This is a genomic window from Pseudoalteromonas pernae (assembly GCF_039831865.1).
GTDB classification, from domain to species: domain Bacteria; phylum Pseudomonadota; class Gammaproteobacteria; order Enterobacterales; family Alteromonadaceae; genus Pseudoalteromonas; species Pseudoalteromonas pernae.
In genome coordinates this window covers 1-17,982 of the sequence record NZ_JBDODM010000001.1, presented here as the reverse complement: position 1 = coordinate 17,982, position 17,982 = coordinate 1, and the positions used below count along the sequence as shown (strand labels likewise).

General features: G+C 45.2%; 15 protein-coding genes and 1 rRNA gene. 2 read left to right on the top strand and 14 right to left on the bottom strand.

Annotated features, from left to right (window positions below):
- Window positions 1–115: 115 nt before the first annotated feature.
- From V1358_RS00080 to V1358_RS00045, 8 genes are all read right to left on the bottom strand, one after another.
- Window positions 116–1,537 (bottom strand): sigma-54 interaction domain-containing protein, encoded by a 1,422-nt coding sequence (locus tag V1358_RS00080; protein WP_347392186.1) that lies wholly within the window; start codon window positions 1,535–1,537, stop codon window positions 116–118.
- 72 nt (window positions 1,538–1,609) lie between these two features.
- On the bottom strand, window positions 1,610–2,182 hold the full coding sequence (locus V1358_RS00075) for a YceB family lipoprotein (RefSeq protein WP_347392185.1): 573 nt from the start codon (window positions 2,180–2,182) through the stop codon (window positions 1,610–1,612).
- Window positions 2,179–4,881: a DUF349 domain-containing protein gene (locus tag V1358_RS00070; protein ID WP_347392184.1), complete on the bottom strand. Its 2,703-nt coding sequence runs from the start codon at window positions 4,879–4,881 to the stop codon at window positions 2,179–2,181. Before V1358_RS00070 ends, V1358_RS00075 begins: the two co-directional genes overlap by 4 nt.
- Window positions 4,871–5,152: a YeaC family protein gene (locus V1358_RS00065; RefSeq protein ID WP_347391826.1), complete on the bottom strand. Its 282-nt coding sequence runs from the start codon at window positions 5,150–5,152 to the stop codon at window positions 4,871–4,873. The genes V1358_RS00070 and V1358_RS00065 overlap by 11 nt, the downstream gene beginning before the upstream one ends.
- Window positions 5,149–5,478: a hypothetical protein gene (locus V1358_RS00060; protein WP_342679731.1), complete on the bottom strand. Its 330-nt coding sequence runs from the start codon at window positions 5,476–5,478 to the stop codon at window positions 5,149–5,151. Before V1358_RS00060 ends, V1358_RS00065 begins: the two co-directional genes overlap by 4 nt.
- Before the next feature lie 158 nt (window positions 5,479–5,636).
- Window positions 5,637–7,139 (bottom strand): alanine/glycine:cation symporter family protein, encoded by a 1,503-nt coding sequence (locus V1358_RS00055; RefSeq protein WP_347392183.1) that lies wholly within the window; start codon window positions 7,137–7,139, stop codon window positions 5,637–5,639.
- A 358-nt stretch (window positions 7,140–7,497) separates the two neighbouring features.
- Window positions 7,498–8,625 carry a M14 family metallopeptidase gene (locus V1358_RS00050; protein WP_347392182.1) on the bottom strand — a complete coding sequence of 376 codons (1,128 nt, stop codon included), beginning with the start codon at window positions 8,623–8,625 and terminating at the stop codon, window positions 7,498–7,500.
- 154 nt (window positions 8,626–8,779) lie between these two features.
- Complete coding sequence (locus V1358_RS00045) at window positions 8,780–10,225, bottom strand: glyceraldehyde-3-phosphate dehydrogenase (protein WP_347391823.1); 1,446 nt, start codon at window positions 10,223–10,225, stop codon at window positions 8,780–8,782.
- A 287-nt stretch (window positions 10,226–10,512) separates the two neighbouring features.
- Between V1358_RS00045 and V1358_RS00040 the strand changes: the two genes are divergently transcribed.
- On the top strand, window positions 10,513–11,307 hold the full coding sequence (locus V1358_RS00040) for a DUF2989 domain-containing protein (protein WP_347392181.1): 795 nt from the start codon (window positions 10,513–10,515) through the stop codon (window positions 11,305–11,307).
- A gap of 42 nt (window positions 11,308–11,349) precedes the next feature.
- On the opposite strand, the gene ihfA is transcribed toward V1358_RS00040, so the two are convergent.
- From ihfA to V1358_RS00015, 5 genes are all read right to left on the bottom strand, one after another.
- Complete coding sequence (gene ihfA / locus V1358_RS00035) at window positions 11,350–11,649, bottom strand: integration host factor subunit alpha (RefSeq protein ID WP_022943602.1); 300 nt, start codon at window positions 11,647–11,649, stop codon at window positions 11,350–11,352.
- A gap of 2 nt (window positions 11,650–11,651) precedes the next feature.
- Window positions 11,652–14,039 carry a phenylalanine--tRNA ligase subunit beta gene (gene pheT / locus V1358_RS00030; RefSeq protein WP_347392180.1) on the bottom strand — a complete coding sequence of 796 codons (2,388 nt, stop codon included), beginning with the start codon at window positions 14,037–14,039 and terminating at the stop codon, window positions 11,652–11,654.
- A gap of 13 nt (window positions 14,040–14,052) precedes the next feature.
- Window positions 14,053–15,033 (bottom strand): phenylalanine--tRNA ligase subunit alpha, encoded by a 981-nt coding sequence (gene pheS, locus V1358_RS00025; protein WP_347392179.1) that lies wholly within the window; start codon window positions 15,031–15,033, stop codon window positions 14,053–14,055.
- A gap of 93 nt (window positions 15,034–15,126) precedes the next feature.
- Entirely contained in the window at window positions 15,127–15,831 is a 705-nt protein-coding gene (gene hda / locus V1358_RS00020) for a DnaA regulatory inactivator Hda (RefSeq protein WP_440589751.1), read from the bottom strand.
- 3 nt (window positions 15,832–15,834) lie between these two features.
- Complete coding sequence (locus V1358_RS00015) at window positions 15,835–16,881, bottom strand: DUF2066 domain-containing protein (RefSeq protein ID WP_440589858.1); 1,047 nt, start codon at window positions 16,879–16,881, stop codon at window positions 15,835–15,837.
- 69 nt (window positions 16,882–16,950) lie between these two features.
- On the opposite strand from V1358_RS00015, the gene V1358_RS00010 reads away from it, so the two are divergent.
- A complete protein-coding gene (locus V1358_RS00010) occupies window positions 16,951–17,223 on the top strand; it encodes a hypothetical protein (protein WP_347392177.1) in 273 nt (90 codons plus the stop codon).
- A 568-nt stretch (window positions 17,224–17,791) separates the two neighbouring features.
- Here the strand turns inward: V1358_RS00010 and rrf are convergent.
- A 5S ribosomal RNA gene (rrf, locus tag V1358_RS00005) occupies window positions 17,792–17,906 on the bottom strand.
- Window positions 17,907–17,982 lie beyond the last annotated feature (76 nt).

Below are 17,982 nucleotides of genomic sequence, written 5' to 3'. Positions count from 1 at the left end.
GCCATGCCAATCAGGGTACAGCGTAAAACGTTGATATTATTATATAAAATTTCAAACGCACTTCACAAAACAACGATATATCGTTATTGGTGGCGATATATCGCTGAATTAGCATTTACTCTCGCGCGATATTGAGCTTTTTCATTTTCGAGCGCAGCGTACTTGGTGCTAAGCCCAGTAACTTCGCAGCACCATTTACACCGTTAATTTTACCCTGACACTGGCTCAAAATACGGCTAATGTGCTGGCGCTCGCAGTCAGCCAATGTCTGTATTGGCTGCTCATGTTGATAGGCACTTTCAGCAAATAGCTCAATATTTAACACGCTTCCTTGAGTTAGTATCGCCGCTCTCTCAAGCGTATTTTGCAATTCACGAATATTTCCAGGCCAATCATAATTCTTCAGTAAGGAAAGACTTTTATTGGAAATAGAATCAAATTTTCTACCTAGCTTTTGCGACAACTTGACCAATAGCTGACTCACCAACAGTTCGATATCATCAATTCGCTCTCTGAGGGCGGGCACACGCAATGGAAAAACATTTAAACGGTAATAGAGGTCCATCCTGAATGTCCCCTGCTGCACCATCTCCCATAGGTCTCGGTTAGTAGCCGCAATCAAACGGATATTGACCTTAATCGTTTGCTGTCCGCCTAGGCGCTCAAATTCGTGTTCTTGTAACACTCGCAGTAATTTGCCTTGTGCTGGCAAAGGCAACTCACCGATTTCATCAAGAAACAGTGTGCCACCGTCAGCAAGCTCAAAGCGACCTTTACGTCGCTGAGTAGCCCCCGTAAACGCACCTTTTTCATGCCCGAAGAGTTCAGACTCCAAGAGGCTCTCAGCAAATACCGCACAATTAACTTTAACGAGCGGAGCCTCTTTCCTGGGGCTTTGAGCATGAATATGTCGCGCTACAAGTTCTTTACCTGTGCCATTCTCACCTTGGATGAGTACTGTCGCATCTGTGTTCGCCACTAGTTGCAGCTGTTGCATCATAGTGCAAAACGGTGGTGATTGACCGACCAACTCGCCATGTTGCCAATCCGCATTGATCTCTTCTAACAGATAGGTGTTTTCCGCCTGCAGTTGTTCACTTAACTGGCTGACACGCTGCAAAGCATCACGCAAAGCCTGTTGCGTGCTGCGCTGTGTTGATACATCACGAAATATCGCCACTGCACCGATAAGCTGATCATCTTTGTAAATAGGTGTGGACGTGTATTCAACAGGAAACTGACTACCATCTTTGCGCCAAAACACTTCATTGGTGATTTGTCGCGTTTGACCATCAAACATAGTGCGGTAAATATGACACTCATCAGCAGGATATTCACTACCATCAGCATGGCTGTGGTGATGAAATTGATGAATGCGTTTGCCCAACAGCTCGCTGGCCTTCCAACCGGTCATACGCTCAGCTGCGGGGTTTATAAAAACGGCGTTACCGTCTAAATCAAAACCATAAATGCCCTCACCCGCTGCGTCTAATAACAGGCGTGGGTCGTGAAGGTATTGCTTAAGAGAAGAGTCCATGGCGGTTACACAAATAAGATAACGATATTTCGTTATCTTATCGAGAACACATGCAACCGCGCAAGTTTACCGTTACAGGCCTGATGTGAGGGTGATCACACCAGGGCGTACATCAAGCGCTAGCTTAAAACGTGACAACAACGCCTGACGAGGGTCCTGCTGGTTTAAGGTGTAGATTGGATATTGACTGAAGGTTTGTGTCAGCAATTGTTGTACTTCCTGAGACAGCGGGGCCAATTTACCGCGATACCCCATCGCATCAATATCGGCGTTCAATACTTTGAAGTCTTGCAAATAAATTGAATCGTCATTGGCATTGAATACAGGAATAGCAGCAATGTTTAAACGCACTCGCACCGGCACTTTAATAGCTAGAGCTTGCATCATAACGGTGTTATCCAACGCCAGTTCAATCCCTTTTGGGCTTTGCTCACCGCCAATAACCACACCAATATCATTAACCTGCAAGTCCATAGGCACACCTAGCACGGAGCCGGAGGCATGGTATTTATCGCTTTGCTTTAATAGGTTTTGCTCTAATTCACCGCTGCTTAATGAAAATATACTCAAAGGCGCAGTCGAAGCACACCCGCTCACAACCGCAACCAACACTATTATTAACGAGGCTTTTAGCCACTGCATCATAAGGACACCATTTTATCTAATACAGCGATAATTCGCTGACATTGGGTTGCATACTCATCACTCACATTGCCTTCAGCGTCAGTGCTTTGCGCTAACCATGCTTTGAGCAACGCATCCGTTGAATGTATGACACCGTGGTGCTTCTCATCAAGCATGGTTACTTGCTCTTGCATGCGCAACTGGGCATCACTCGCTGGGCTATCAACACTTTCAGAGATTTCGATGCGTACAACTAATTGTTCAGCGCTTAAGCCTAGCTGTGTGTTGCTTAACCATAGATGATCGACTGCTGTCTGTTCCTGCAGAGATTTCTTCAAAATAATCAGGTGCTCGTTTTGCGCCGCTTTTGTTAGTTTCTCTATCGTATTTCGAACTTGCACACGCAGCGCTTCTTTGTCTGCGCTCAATTCTTTAATCACATTCAGTGCTGTGATTTCAGCATCCAATTTTTGTAACTGTGCCAAGGTCTCACTTTGTTTAAAACTCTGCGAGAGTAGCGTCAGCTGCTCAGATTGCTCAGTTTTTAATGCATCAAGCTCTTCTTGCTGAACCGCTTTGGTTTCATCGCGTTGTTTAAATACGTCATCATTAATGCGTCTAAAGGCTTGCCACAGTTTGCGTTCTTTGCCTTTGCCAGCAAAGCCTATTTTTTGCCACTGTTGCTGTAAGTTTTTCAACTCATTAGTCGCTGCAAATACATTGTCTAGTTGTATTTGCTGTGCTTGCTGCAACAAAGCTTCTTTAGCCGCGGCATTGTCATCATAATAACGCTCAATGGTGTTAACAACATCACCTTGGGCTTGGTTAAAGCGTTTGTTGAACTTGTTATATAGCTTACTCTCTAGACGTTTTGCTTCTCGCCATTGCTTGACTATGAGATTAAAAGCGCGCTCAAGTTCGATGATTTGCATCTGTTCGCGTTGTTCGCTAAGCGTTTGCATATCCGCAATAATTTGCTCGCGCTGGGCAATCGCCTGCTCCTTTTGCTCTTGCTGATGAGCAAAATGAACGCGACAAGGTTCAAACGCTAATTCGATAGCTTGCTCGAACTGCTCTTTAGCATTCGCATCGACTTCAGGACCTAGTAGCTGCCAACTCTTGCGCAACCGCTTGACCTGCTCCAAACGCTCATTGGCGTCCTCGCATTGCTCACTCGCAAGCTCTTTAGCAGCATTAACAAGTTGTTCTTGCTGCGCTTCGCCTGCGTACTGATGCCAGTCTTTGGCTTCATCGAGCATACTTTCGATTGCTTCATATTCGCGGGCAACCTGTTGTTGAAAGTGTTGCGTCATTTGCTCATACACTTCGCGCAAACCATTGAATACGCCAAACGCAACACGGTAGCGGCCTTGGCTAGTCAAACGACGTAGATCTTTTGCTTTCTTTTTGGCTATATCTAACAGTTTGTTTTGTTCTTCAGTCAGAGGCTTAACCTGAGCTTGCCAGTGCTTTTGAGCAGCTTTGAATTGTTGCTGCCAATGCCCTGTTAGTTCTTTTGGTAAGGCATTAATTGCTTCGCGGACTCGTACGCGTAACTGGGATTCTTGCGCCAGTGCACCATCAAGCTCGTCAGTGGTGGTTGGTACACTAAGGGCTTGATATTCACCTAGCACGGCACGTACGGTTGCTACGTCCTGTTCATACGCAGCCAGCTGCTCAACTTGTTTAAATAAACGTTCTAATTCAGCACGTTGGCTGTTAAGTTCCTGACCAGGCTGTAAGTCTTCGTTTAACAGCATGTCTCTTGCTTGATCAACTTTAGCATGCAACCAATCGGTCTGAATTTGCTCATTACCATCAAAACGTAGTGACATCGCATGGGCAATTTCTTCTGCCAACGCACTAAGGTTTGCAAGCGCAAGTACGCTACGTTGCTGCGCTTGCTGTTTCGATAGCTCAAGGTCATATTCAGCTTTTAGCCTATCTAAGTGACTATTAAGTTTAAGCATTAGCGTCGCATGCTTTTGTTCGTATTGCTCGCGCTGAATGTCACCAAGCCAAGACAGATCCAATTGTTCAAATTGCTTGTTGAGCGCACTGAAGTGTGTGCTGACAAGCTGGTAGTCCGATTTTTCTCTCAGAGCGTTGAGTTTGGCTAGCAGTAATTTGGCTTGTTGATCGACCTCAACCGGCATCTCTTGTGCGCGTTGCTGGCGCTCTAAATACTCATTTAGTTGGCTTTGCGCTTCGCCTTGAGCAAATTTTTGCAGCTTGGCGGCTAACTCTAAATTAATAACTAGATCACAAAGCTGGTGTTGCAGTGCCTCATCTGCACTTCGGAAAGCCTGTTCAACCAATTGCGGTTTATGCAGACGCTTAAGAAGTTTAATTTTTGCAGTATTTGTCTTTTCTTGTAGCGCCAATTGCTCAAGTAATTTGTCTGGAGCAAAGCGGTCAATATAGAGTTCTTTATCACTATCAGACAGAACCTCATTAGACTCGAGCAGTGCTTGGCCCACTTTTTGGTTCGCAAGACGTTTGATGCTAGGCTCGGCATCCTGTTGGCATGCTTGCCACCACAAATGCACATCATTGAGCTTTTTCAATGCTGCTGCACGAACGCTAGAGCTCGGATCACTGCAGGCTAGTTCACGAATGATTTGTTCGTGTTGTTGACTGTCCAGTGCTGACAAAGCACCGAGGCGCGTTGTTTCTTTTGGGTGTTTCCATTTAGGCTGAAAAAACTGCTTAAAGATCATTTTCACTAAACCTAGCTATTTCGTTGTCTGATTTGAATTGTTGTTTTAGTTCTTGTTTTGATTTTTGAACTAATTGCCCGTCTGCACCAACGGTGAATTGTTCGTCACTTTTAAGCACTTTCGCTTGATAAAGCATTACCAACTGCATGGTTTGCTCTTTTTGTTCGTCGCTCAATGCTGTGCCATCAGGCCACTTCCCGGTCGACGCGCCATATTGAAGACGTTCAAAAACTTCAGGTGTAATTGACTGAACTAACTGCTCTATATTCATAATTTCTTTCTTTTCAAAAACACTAAACGGACACGGTTAACTAAATACCACACCACACCAATTGCAATCGCGGCGTAGCATGCATTTTGCTGCCAAGAGCCTGGAACTGGATGTTGCCAGTAAAGCACTAAAAACCCACCTAGAAACAGAATGAGGGCAACAAACGACTGATTCATTAATGATTGATGCTGTTGAAGTTTGGTGCGCGCAGCAAGGCGATGTTGGGTTTGTTCGTCCATTTCACCAACCGCTGCGTTGCAATGGGGACAAACTTTGTGTTTGTCTGAAATCGACTTTTGGCATTGCGGACAAGAAATGATTGCCATGCGTACTCCTTAGTGCAATTGCACGCCATAAAAAAAGGCGCTCTATGGCGCCTCATTGTACTGGTTTTATTTGTCGATGTCTTTTTTGAATTTGCGCCAATTGTTTATATAAGTAAACGACCTTCGCCCATTCTGCTCATCAAAAAATGAAACCTAAATTATTTTGGTTCTTTCGTTTGCTTAGCTAGACGCTTTTCCCAAAACGTCGCATTTTTGATACCCAGTTTCACAGGGTCGAAAGTAATCTCACCACCTGCTTTTTTCTGGTCTTCATAATCACGCAAACACGTTAGTGCAGGTTTAGCGACAAAGAAAATAGCCAAGATACCCACAATGTTGATCCACGCCATTAAACCTACGCCGATATCACCAATGTTCCAGATGTAACCTGAGCTATTAACCATGCCATATGACACCATGAACATAATCACGATTTTCACAATGACCAGTGGAATACTGCCTTTAACGTAACGGTTTAAGTACGCTAGGTTCGTTTCTGCAATGTAGTAATACGCCAAAATAGTCGTGAACGCGAAGAAGAATAGTGCGATACCTACAAACGCTTCACCGAAACCACCGAACACTTTGAAAAGTGCCATTTGTGTAAATGCTGCTGAGCCAATTTCAGTCGCTGCGTCAACGTTTTGCACGATAAACTGGCCTGCTGGAAGCTCACCTACGATGTTGTATTGCTGCGTAATAAGGATCATGAGCGCGGTAGCCGTACATACGAAGATAGTGTCGACATACACAGAGAAAGCTTGCACAAGCCCCTGCTGTGCTGGGTGGTCAACTTCTGCCGCTGCAGCTGCGTGAGGGCCTGTGCCCTGACCTGCTTCGTTAGAGTAAATACCGCGTTTTACACCCCAACCAATGGCAGCACCAAAGCCCGCTTGCGCAGTAAAGGCATCAGATAAAATTAATGAAAAGATGCTTGGCACTTTATCAAGGTTTAAGAACACCACTATCAATGCCAAGACAATGTAACCTAACGCCATAAACGGTACGACGATTTGCGTGAAGTTTGCTATGCGCTTGATGCCACCGAAAATGATAAACGCTAACACCATTAAGATGATTGCCAACGCAACAAGCTTGAAGCTGCCTACTTCACCAAAACTGGTTGTGACCATCTCACCGTTACCAAATACTTGGGTAAACGCGTTACCAACAGCATTTGCTTGAACACCTGGTAAAAACACACCACAGGCAATAATGGCAGATACAGCAAATAAAATAGCAAGCCATTTTTGTTGTAAACAACGGTCAAAGTAATACGCCGGACCACCACGGTACTGGCCGCCTTCTTCCTCTTTGTAGATTTGACCTAGCGTTGATTCTGCATATGCAGTACTAGCGCCAAGAAATGCCACAATCCACATCCAAAAAATAGCACCTGGGCCACCAAACCCAATCGCAGCTGCAACGCCGGCAATATTACCCACGCCTACGCGACCAGATAGCGATACAGCTAGCGCCTGGAACGATGAAATGCCTTTGTCTGAATCGTTTGAACTTAGAAGCAACTTACACATTTCTTTGAAATGTCTAACTTGAGCGAAACGGGTTAATACGGAATAAAATAAACCTGCACCTAGACATAGGTAAATGAGTGCGCTACTCCACACTACGTCGTTAACGGCGCTTACAAAAGCTTCCATGGATATCCTCTATAATTATATTTCTTATTTTTAGTTACGATACTGTGCCACTAGGCATGCGTAACATAAGGCAGTGAGAATTAAGCAAGCTAAGAGACTTACTGCTGTTCAACTTTATGAATATTAACTTATACCACCTAAGTTTGTTAACAGTTAATTTTCAATGTGACTGCACAATGGTAACTAGCCAAGCTTAACCCAGCAATCTTCTTTGTTAGATGCAAATGCGTTTAATCAACAGGATTTTCATGTGAGCTGCCTACTCTCGCTATACAAAAAAGGCATTGGCTGAAATTCACAACCAATGCCTTTGTAATTGTCACAGTTAAACAAGACCCTTGCTTAGTGCAAATATGGTTTATCTTAGCTTATCAACCACAGCTAAAATTGCACCTAATGTGTCTTGTCCGAACTGGTATGAACGACGGTCAGACCAACCATAATCTACATCGGGCAGATTAGCGTTGTCCTTAAACGGCATTTCAACCGTGTAAGCTAGCGCTTTAAACTCTTCACCTACCGCACATGAAGCAACGGTTAAGTTTGCTTGCCCTGGTGCATCTTTGTCATAACCAAATTCGTCTTGGAATTCAGGAGTGATAGTCAAAAGTGCCTGTTTGAAGCTATTTTCTAGCCCCTCAAGGCGCGCATCATAGCTAGGAATACCTTCACTACCTGCAACAAAGTTGTACGGCAGCGCTTCATCACCGTGAATATCCAGATACATGTCTAGACCAACTTCACGCATCTTATTAAGTACTAAGAACACTTCTGGGCTCTTTTCCATGCTTGGTGTAGCCCACTCACGGTTGAGGTTAACTCCCGCGGCATTAGTGCGTAAATGGCCGCGCACACTGCCATCAGGGTTCATGTTTGGCACGATGTAGAAAACGGCTTTTGATAGCAATGCTGCAGCATGTGGGTCTTCGTCATCCAGTAATTTGTGAAGTAGACCTTCTACGTACCACTCGGCCATCGTTTCACCAGGGTGCTGACGTGCGGTGATCCACACTACTTTCTTATCGTCACTTGGCTCGCCGATACGTAATACCGTCATATCACGGCCATCAAGAGTTAAACCTAAGTTTTGAGCGTGACAGATATCATGGCTTTGCGCCCAATAAATTAAATCAAGGTGACGGTCGTAGCTGTACGGCGCGAAATAAGCAAAAAATACTTGCGAACACTCAGGTTCGAAATCGATGACTAACGCATCATCTTCAACACGACTTGGTACACGGAACCAAGTTTGACGGTCATAAGAAGCAACTGCATGATAATCATCCCAACCTTGTGGATAAGCAGACTCAGCCAATTTGTTGATGTGCAGACGGTGCTCAACAAACGGAGTGGTTTCTAGGCGGAAATGGAACCATTGATAAAAATCAGACTGGTTGTCCTTGTTGATCTCAAGTTGAATATCCATCGGGTTTTCACAAGCGATAACTTTGATGTTACCACTGTCGAAATTACTCGTGATGTTCATGGTTGCTCCTAAAATTAAAGCGCGAAATAAATATCTAAATGGCGTCACAAACGCTGTTAGCAAGAAGTAGTTCTTCTGCTCGACATCGCTTGCTAACAATTTTAGCAATAAAAAAGCCGACACTCAGTGCCGGCTATCATCATAGTTTCGTTGCTTAGCGCGGAAGACTTGGGTGAGCACACTCAGCCATGTCTTGCATACAACGTACTACCTGGCAGCTATAGCCGAATTCGTTATCGTACCATACGTAAAGTACAACACGCTCACCGTCAACGATAGTTGCTTGTGAATCTACAACACCTGCATAGCGGCTGCCTACAAGGTCGGTAGAAACGATTTCAGTCGACGCTGTGTAGTCGATTTGGTCACGAAGATCTGAGTAAAGTGCAGTTTCACGTAGGAAAGCGTTAAGCTCTTCTACTGACGTCGCTGTCTCAAGATTTAGGTTCAAAATCGCCATTGATACGTTCGGTGTCGGTACACGGATAGCATTACCAGTTAGCTTACCTTCAAGCTCTGGAAGCGCTTTAGATACAGCCTTCGCCGCACCCGTTGAGGTAATAACCATGTTCAGTGCTGCTGCACGACCACGACGCTCGGCGCTGTGGTAGTTATCAATTAGGTTTTGGTCGTTAGTGTACGAGTGTACTGTTTCTACGTGACCATTACGGATACCGAACTTGTCATTCAACGCTTTCAATGTTGGCGTGATTGCGTTAGTTGTACAGCTCGCTGCACAAACAATCTTATCTTCTGGCTTGATATCGTGGTTGTTTACACCGTAAACGATGTTTTTGATATTGCCTTTAGCAGGAGCAGTAAGAAGTACTTTAGCAGCACCTTTTGCTTCTAGGTGTTGGCCTAGGCCGGCTTCATCTTTCCAGATACCAGTGTTGTCAACGATAAGCGCATTGTCGATACCGTACGCAGTGTAATCAACTTCGCTCGGTGAGTTAGCATAGATAACTTGAATGTAGCTACCGTTCGCTTTGATTGCGTTACGCTCTTTATCAACAGTGATAGAACCATTGAAAGGACCGTGGATTGAATCACGACGAAGCAAGCTTGCGCGCTTTTCTAGGTCACCATCTTTACCGCCACGAACAACGATAGCGCGAAGACGAAGGTCCGCATATGGACCTGATTTTTCGATAAGTAGACGAGCAAGTAGACGACCGATACGACCGAAGCCGTAAAGAACTACATCACGTGGCTCTTTAGCGTCGCCAGCGTTGGTGATTTCTGCTAGCTCATCGTTTAAATATTCTTCTACAGAACGACCATTAGCGCCATCTTTGTATAGGTAGTTATAAGCAAGCTTACCAATATCGATGCGTGCAGAGTTAAGCTCCATTTTGCCGATTGCTTCTAAGAACGGGAAGCTTTCGCGTAAACGAAGTTTTGAATCTTCAAATTGAGCAACGGTTTTGTGTGCTTTGATGATATCGATAGTGCTGGCGCTCACTAGTGGACGGCCATACACAGCAATTTCGATACCACGGTTGCGGTACAATCTACCGATGATTGGTTGCATACTTTCAGCGAAGTCTTGGCGTTCCTGCCAACTGTTCAAGTATTCTTGCTCGTGAGATGAGGTCATTGTTTCTGCCTTTGAAATTTGTTTTGAACGGATATCAAACCGACGCGTAAGTCATCCATCACAAAGTGAGAGCGTGATACAGGACAAATTACCGCATGTCGGGCGGCCATATTCTAATGCAAAGTTTTGATAATAACCACCTCTATACACCCCATTGCCGCTAGCCGTTTGTTTTTACGGCATATAGTTAAATAATTGCTAGGGATCATTATAACGGGGTACAAAGCTGTAAGTGCACGATTGCATGAACTACACTAGCTTTTAGAAACTAGTGTAAAGGGTTTAATATGCGATTATTAGTTGGTCTAATGTTTGTAGGTTCACTGGCAGGATGCGATTCCAACCTAACTGTGCGCGAAGTATGTGAGAGCAACGCCATGTTATGTGAGGACCTCAATACCGATAGCCATTGTCGATACGAGCGTGCGGACGTGATCATGGCGCGTCTGGATGAAGCTAATAAGCCTGATCTAGAAAACAAGTACCAATTACTTAAGCACTTTGAGAGATACAGCAAGTGTGTGGAATTAGCAGCACAGATTCAGCACATCAAGCTTAAAGAAAAAACCACTTCTCGATATACGGGCTACCACACAGCCCAAAAAGAAATAAACCGCTTATTATTTGAGACCAAAGGCACCAATCATCCCGGCCTTCTGTTTTATCATTGGTCGAGAAACAATGATCAGGATGCAATCAGGCGGCTGTTAGCGATGGAAGATGATCCTAAAGTAAGTAATTCCCAAGATGCACAGTTTTATCTTGCTAGTTACTACATGAAAGTCGACACAGACAAAACCTTGCAGCACTTATATCGCAACTTGGAGCTTAATCAACCCGACACAGAGCCAAACCCTGAAGTGTTAACCTCACTGGTCAATATTCATTACCAACGACATGACTACAATCTGGCCTACACCTTTGCGCGCATAGCTACCCTCGCGGGCATTGAGAATATCGATTACAACGCCTTAACTAACTATACCAAAGAGGCGGGACATGACACGGATAGATTGGATGATTTAGCACAAACAACATACGAACAAATAGTCTCGGGGACGTTTCATTCACCGAGATCTTAACTAGAAGGTAAAAGTAAAAAAGCAGCCAAAAGGCTGCTTTTCTTATTTTAGCTTACTGGTACCGACTTCTACTCGGGTTTTCAGTTTTTGGCCGGGTCTAAATGTGACCACGCGACGCGCCGAAATAGGAATGTCTTCCCCTGTTTTCGGGTTGCGACCTGGTCGCTCTTTTTTATCGCGAAGATCAAAATTGCCAAAGCCGGACAGCTTAATCTGCTCCCCATTCTCTAGAGCTGAGCGGATTTCTTCAAAAAACGCTTCAACTAGTTCTTTGGCATCCTTTTTATTGATCCCCAACTTCTCAAATAGGTGTTCAGCTATGTCGGCTTTAGTAAGCGCCATATCTAGTCCCTCAACGATGCGTTAAACTCTTTAGCCAATGTGGCTACGACGTTGTCGACAACTAAGTTGATATCTTTCTCTTCGAGCGTTCTATCAACCGCTTGTAGTGTTAGAGCAATAGCCAAACTCTTATAATCTGGCTCAATTCCTGTACCCTTATACACATCGAATAAGTTTAGGTCAACCAATTGATTTCCGCCAACTTTTTCTATCGCTGCTAAAACATCGCCTGCTTTTACGTCATCTTTGACCAAAATCGCGATATCACGGCGGTTAGAAGGGAACTTAGAAATCCCTACCGCTTTTGGCAACAAGCGACTTGAAATAGATTCAACCTCTACTTCAAAGACATACGCTGTACCGTTGATACCAAGCTGCTTCTGTAATTGAGGGTGCACGGCACCGATGAAACCAACACACTCATCGCCAGCGTAAATTGCGGCGCTTTGACCTGGGTGAAGACCATCGCACTGCTGCGCTTTAAAGCTAAAACGAGCATTGTCGTTACACAATGCAAGTAACGCTTCAACGTCACCTTTTACATCAAAGAAATCCGCAGGGCGCGATTGCAAGTCCCAGTGTTCGCCGAAACAGCTACCCGTCACTACACCACCGATCACAGCTTTTTGTAAAACGCCATTTTCAGCAGTTTCATCAGCAATGAACTTCAAGCCATGCTCAAAGAATCGGATACGTGGTTGTTGACGGTTTTGGTTATATACCAATGTACTTAACATACCTGGGATAAGTGATTTACGCATCACCGACATTTCAATTGAAATCGGGTGCGGCAAAACTAGGCTGTGTTCTTCGCCGTGAATGGCGTTTTGTACTTTAGGGTCAACAAAACTATAAGTAATTGCCTCTTGGTAACCACGCGTCACCAAGGTATCGCGCATACGCTTAACTGATACAGTTGCTTCGTTGTGCTGCGTCATGCTCAGCTTGGCAAGCGGTGCTTCATTTGGAATGTTGTTGTAACCAAATACACGCGCCACTTCCTCGATTAGGTCTTCCTCAATGCTAATATCGAAACGGTAGCTCGGCACGTCAGCCTGCCACGTGTTGTTTTCGAATTGCACATCTAAACCTAAACGACGAAGGATGTTAGTCACCGTTTCATCATCGATATGGTAACCAATTACGCGATCTAGACGCTCACGACGTAAAGTGACTGCTGTTACTTTTGGTAATTGCTCTGGTGCAACCGCCTCAACAACTGGGCCAGCCTGACCGCCAACAATTTCAAGAAGTAACGCAGTAGCACGCTCCATTGCGTCGCGTTGCAATGCGAAATCAACGCCACGCTCATAACGGTGTGAAGCGTCTGTATGCAGACCATAGCTACGCGCTTGACCTGCAATGGCTACTGGATTGAAGAAAGCACTTTCCAATAAAATATCTGTAGTGCTGTCTGTTACACCTGAATTCTCACCACCAAAAATGCCCGCCATCGCAAGCGCTTTGTTGTGATCAGCAATTACCAACGTTGATTCGTTAAGTTTTGCGGTGTTGCCATCAAGCAATACAAGCTCTTCACCTGCATTCGCGTTACGTACTTTGATACCACCTTCAATAGCAGCAAGATCAAATGCGTGCATCGGGTGACCAAGTTCAATCAGTACATAGTTTGTAACGTCTACAACTGGGTCGATTGAGCGAATACCGCTGCGGCGAAGTTTTTCAACCATCCAAAGTGGTGTTTGCGCGTCTAGGTTAATACCTTTGATTACACGGCCAAGATAGCGAGGACAGGCCTGCTCGTTGACAAGCTCAATAGTGATTGCATCGTCAATTGTTGGTGCTACAGCTGGGACTTCAAGCTCGTTGACGTCTAAATTGTTCAGAACACCCACTTCGCGTGCTAGACCTTTAATACCTAAACAATCACTGCGGTTAGGCGTTAAATCAACATCGATGATGTTGTCATCTAAGCCGAGATATTCACGTAAGTCTTGACCGATTGGTGCATCTGCAGGCAATTCCATGATGCCGTCACCTTCTTCGCTGATACCTAGCTCAACGAACGCACACAGCATGCCATGAGATGGTTGACCACGCAGTTTTGCCTTTTTAATCTTAAAGTCACCAGGTAATACTGCGCCCACTTTAGCAACCGCTACTTTAAGGCCTTGGCGGCAGTTTGGCGCACCACATACGATGTCTAATAGCTCGTCTTCACCAACATTAACTTTGGTTACGCGTAACTTGTCTGCGTCAGGGTGCTGACCACACTCAACCACTTCACCAATAACGACACCGTTGAAGTCGCCTGCGGCTGCATCTACACCGTCTACTTCAAGACCGGCCATTGAAAGTTGCTCTGCCAGTTCGTTCGCGTCGATAGCTGGGTTAACCCATTCGCGTAACCACTTTTCACTGAATTTCATTTCTCACGACCTCTTAACGGAACTGGTTTAGGAATTTCATATCATTTTCGAAGAATGCGCGTAAATCAGTTACGCCATAGCGAAGCATAGTTAAACGCTCAACGCCCATACCAAAAGCAAAGCCAGTGTATTTTTCTGGGTCGATATTAACCGAGCGAAGTACATTCGGATGCACCATGCCACAACCTAAAACTTCTAACCATTTACCGTCTTTGCCTTTTACATCAACTTCAGCTGAGGGCTCTGTAAAGGGGAAGTAAGATGGACGGAAACGAATTTCCATATCTTCCTCGAAGAAGTTGCGTAAGAAATCGTGCAAGATACCTTTTAACTCTGTGAAGCTTACATCGGTATCAACCATCAAGCCTTCTACTTGGTGGAACATCGGCGTGTGCGTTTGATCGTAGTCATTACGGTAAACACGACCCGGAGAAATAATTCTCAGTGGTGGTTGCTCCGTTTCCATAGTACGGATCTGGACGCCACTTGTCTGTGTACGAAGTACCAATTTCGGGTTGAAATAAAAGGTGTCGTGGTCCGCGCGAGCTGGGTGATGTGCTGGAATGTTCAACGCGTCAAAGTTATGAAAATCATCTTCAACTTCAGGGCCTGACTTAACAGCGAAACCAAGCTCACCAAAGAAAGACTCTATACGCTCGATGGTGCGAGTCACTGGGTGAACACCGCCCGATGCCATTTTGCGACCAGGAAGAGTAACGTCAACCGTTTCAGCTGCAAGCTTTGCTTCCAACGCTGCGGCGCTTAGAATTTCGCGCTTGGTGTTGATAGCTTCAGTTACTTGTTGTTTAGCTTCGTTAATTACTTGACCTGCGCTCTTACGCTCTTCTGGCGCCATTTGACCAAGTGTTTTTAGTAATCCTGTTATTTCACCTTTCTTACCAAGGTAATTTACGCGCACATCTTCTAAGTGCGCGATTTCGCTGGCTGTTTCTACCGCCTTCAAGGCGTCAGCCAAAATCGCTTCTAAGTTCATCGGATACCTGACTAGGGTGATAATTTAAAGTGTTTATTTAACTACTTATGATAACTAAAGGGCCGCATGTATTCTAGCCCTCTAGGCCTGTTTCTACAGCTTAAGTGTGGCTTTTATAAAAGGAATGGTGAGTTTGCGTTGCGCGGCCATCGATGCATGGTCAAGCTTATCTAACACATCTAACAATGCGCGCATATCTCGGCTTAATCGGGTCAATAAAAAACGCGCGCATTCATTGGATAATTCCAATCCGCGCATTTTCGCTCGATTCGTCAATGCATGGGCCTTATCATCATCACTCATTGAGCGAATTTGAAGTGTCGTGCCCCATTTCAACCTTGATTCCAAGTCCGGTAATGCAATATGCAGCATATCTGGCAACAAGTCTGCAGATATTAATAGCAATTTCCCCGGTTCATTAAAGCGATTGAAAAAGTTGAACAATGCCTTTTCCCACGCTTCATCATTGGCAATAACGTGCAGGTCATCAATACATACTACATCGAGGGTATCCAGTCCTTCGAGAACTTGGGGGCCATATTGCTGCACTTCGCTTAACGAAATCAACATACTCGAGAGGCCAAGTTCATGGGCATGAACGCAGGTTGCATAAAGTAAGTGTGACTTGCCAGAGTCGCCCAGACCACACAAGTACGTATAATGAAACTGCTCGTTCAAATGCTCAAACGCCGCCTTGAGGTGATTTACCTCGAGCGAGTCTTCCCCACCAAAATAACTGGCGTATGTTTCATCGTCTGGCAGTGTGACAGGCAAAGCCAATTGTGAACTATGCATCATTAGCTATTGCCACGCGTACTCAAGGTCATCGTTGCTATCGGAATAATAGAATTTTTGTGGGTCGCGATAATCGACAAAATAAGAATCCAAAGTCAGCGCCTTTTTCAAGTCTTCCACACCACCTGTATGACTAATAGTGATATCGACACGCCCTTTAGTAATGTGGCTGACTGATGCCTCTGTCACCACACTAAGACTACGCAGGCGGCGCAGCGCATATTCGATATCAACAAAACTGCGTGTGTTATAGAGCTTGAGTGTCTGCTGTTGAGTATCGTAGCCTGAGCTCGCATCAATGGCGTACTCGTTCGCCAATTCACTCGCAAGTGAGTCGACCATATCAAGTATCACTTGTTGTTGATCGCCTTTATGTTTGATAGCTTCAAATTGGTCTTCATTGGTAAAACGCCACTCGAGAGTCCACGCATCAGAGTTTTGGTCGGTGTACAGCCTTGCTGAAACAACTCTTTCTGCCATATATCGCTGTGACGCGGCATCGAGTGATTCACTAAAGTTACCCCATACGTCTGTAACAGATACGCGTTGATGATCTTCTAAATCAAGTAAAGGAGTGACAACAGGTAGACCTCTGCGTGTGGCTCTGTCTGCGAGTAAGGCTTGTACTTGGGGATGTGAATCAGGAGTCAGTAACTCGCGCTGCCAACCGTCTTCTATCGCCATCCAAATAACAACAAGTGGACGACGATTACCCCACAGAGGTAAACCGGCTTCACGTACAAGAGCATTAACCTTAGCGTTATCAAACTGAACTACTAAGTAAGACTGCCCTTGGCTATCTGCATACTCATACTTGGTCATGTAATTGGAGATATCATTCATCGCTGCACGAACAACATTGTTCGATGCGGCATTTTTGTCACCAGTAACTTTTACAATAACGTTTAGCAACGCATTTTGGCTGGCCGTAGAACGACTGTCTCGCGTCTTGTCTTCAACAGGCTGACGGTACTGATAAAGCCCTTTGACTTCAATCGCTTGAGTTGAATAGGCCGCTAGCGCAAGGATAAGTATTAATAAATTTCGAATCACTTCGTTCATAACCTTAGTGAGAATGTCCTGATCCTAAAACAAACTCAGGCACAAAGCAAAAGGTAAGCAGTGATTAAAACACTCTATGAAGCATGGCTTAATCCTTTGGATTTTATTGAAAAATATTGTGCTTCAGGGTTTGCCAAGACAGTGGCCTGGGTATGGTGTAATTTCGGCTTTATCAGCAATATGCTCCTGCAGTGCGCTACTATCGCCATCTATGGCGGCAAAGGCCGACCTTACATAACCGAAAATCAAAATCGTAAATGTTGGTTGCCCGAAAAGAGCTGGCAGGTATCACCCCTCCCCCTGACATTTGCGCTGAGCATGGTGGGCGGATAGCACAACTTGACCTTGGATGGTCAGGTTAAGCGAATCGAGGCAGGGATAGCCGAGTTTCGCTGTGTGCGTTGACCGTACAGCACGCGCAAGCATCAGCAAATGTGGGGGTGTCCTATGAGTTGTTAGAAGAAATGGACAAGCATTTCCTCTAACCCGTCGTCGGCGGTCCGACAAGAACTAACATTCAACGCTTTTGTCGGTGCAAAGCACCTACCTTATAAATAAAAACCTTAACCCCAAAAGCAAAAAACCCGCTGCATTGCTGCAACGGGTTTCTTTAATTCGGAGTCGGGGGCGCCTAGTCTGGTGATGGCCCGGCTTACGGCCTGAGGCCTCCAGCGCTCAAGCGGATGAAGTAAAACTCTTTACTTCATTATTTCCGCTTTCTCCCTACTTTCACATGGCAAATGCCACACTCTCAGCGGTCGGGGACGCCTAGTCGGGGCCGGCCTTCCGGCAGTTCCGTTTCACTTCTGAGTTCGGCATGGGCGGGGCTGGCCTTCCAGTCTGGTGGGTCCTGAACGCAAAAAACCCGCTGCATTACTGCAACGGGTTTCTTTAATTAGGAGCCTGGTGATGACCTACTTTCACATGGCAAATGCCACACTATCATCGGCGCAGTTCCGTTTCACTTCTGAGTTCGGCATGGGGTCAGGTGGGTCCAGAACGCTATTATCACCAAGCAAAGTTGGTTACTAATCGCTGTCGCAATCAGTATTAATTCGGAAAGCTGCTCTTTATTTCAAAGTAATAAGTAAT

Coding starts and splice junctions, on each gene's coding strand:
- V1358_RS00080 (WP_347392186.1), bottom strand. CDS start 1,537: ATGGACTCTTCTCTTAAGCAATACCTTCACGACCCACGCCTGTTATTA.
- V1358_RS00075 (WP_347392185.1), bottom strand. CDS start 2,182: ATGATGCAGTGGCTAAAAGCCTCGTTAATAATAGTGTTGGTTGCGGTT.
- V1358_RS00070 (WP_347392184.1), bottom strand. CDS start 4,881: ATGATCTTTAAGCAGTTTTTTCAGCCTAAATGGAAACACCCAAAAGAA.
- V1358_RS00065 (WP_347391826.1), bottom strand. CDS start 5,152: ATGAATATAGAGCAGTTAGTTCAGTCAATTACACCTGAAGTTTTTGAA.
- V1358_RS00060 (WP_342679731.1), bottom strand. CDS start 5,478: ATGGCAATCATTTCTTGTCCGCAATGCCAAAAGTCGATTTCAGACAAA.
- V1358_RS00055 (WP_347392183.1), bottom strand. CDS start 7,139: ATGGAAGCTTTTGTAAGCGCCGTTAACGACGTAGTGTGGAGTAGCGCA.
- V1358_RS00050 (WP_347392182.1), bottom strand. CDS start 8,625: ATGAACATCACGAGTAATTTCGACAGTGGTAACATCAAAGTTATCGCT.
- V1358_RS00045 (WP_347391823.1), bottom strand. CDS start 10,225: ATGACCTCATCTCACGAGCAAGAATACTTGAACAGTTGGCAGGAACGC.
- V1358_RS00040 (WP_347392181.1), top strand. CDS start 10,513: ATGCGATTATTAGTTGGTCTAATGTTTGTAGGTTCACTGGCAGGATGC.
- ihfA (WP_022943602.1), bottom strand. CDS start 11,649: ATGGCGCTTACTAAAGCCGACATAGCTGAACACCTATTTGAGAAGTTG.
- pheT (WP_347392180.1), bottom strand. CDS start 14,039: ATGAAATTCAGTGAAAAGTGGTTACGCGAATGGGTTAACCCAGCTATC.
- pheS (WP_347392179.1), bottom strand. CDS start 15,033: ATGAACTTAGAAGCGATTTTGGCTGACGCCTTGAAGGCGGTAGAAACA.
- hda (WP_440589751.1), bottom strand. CDS start 15,831: ATGATGCATAGTTCACAATTGGCTTTGCCTGTCACACTGCCAGACGAT.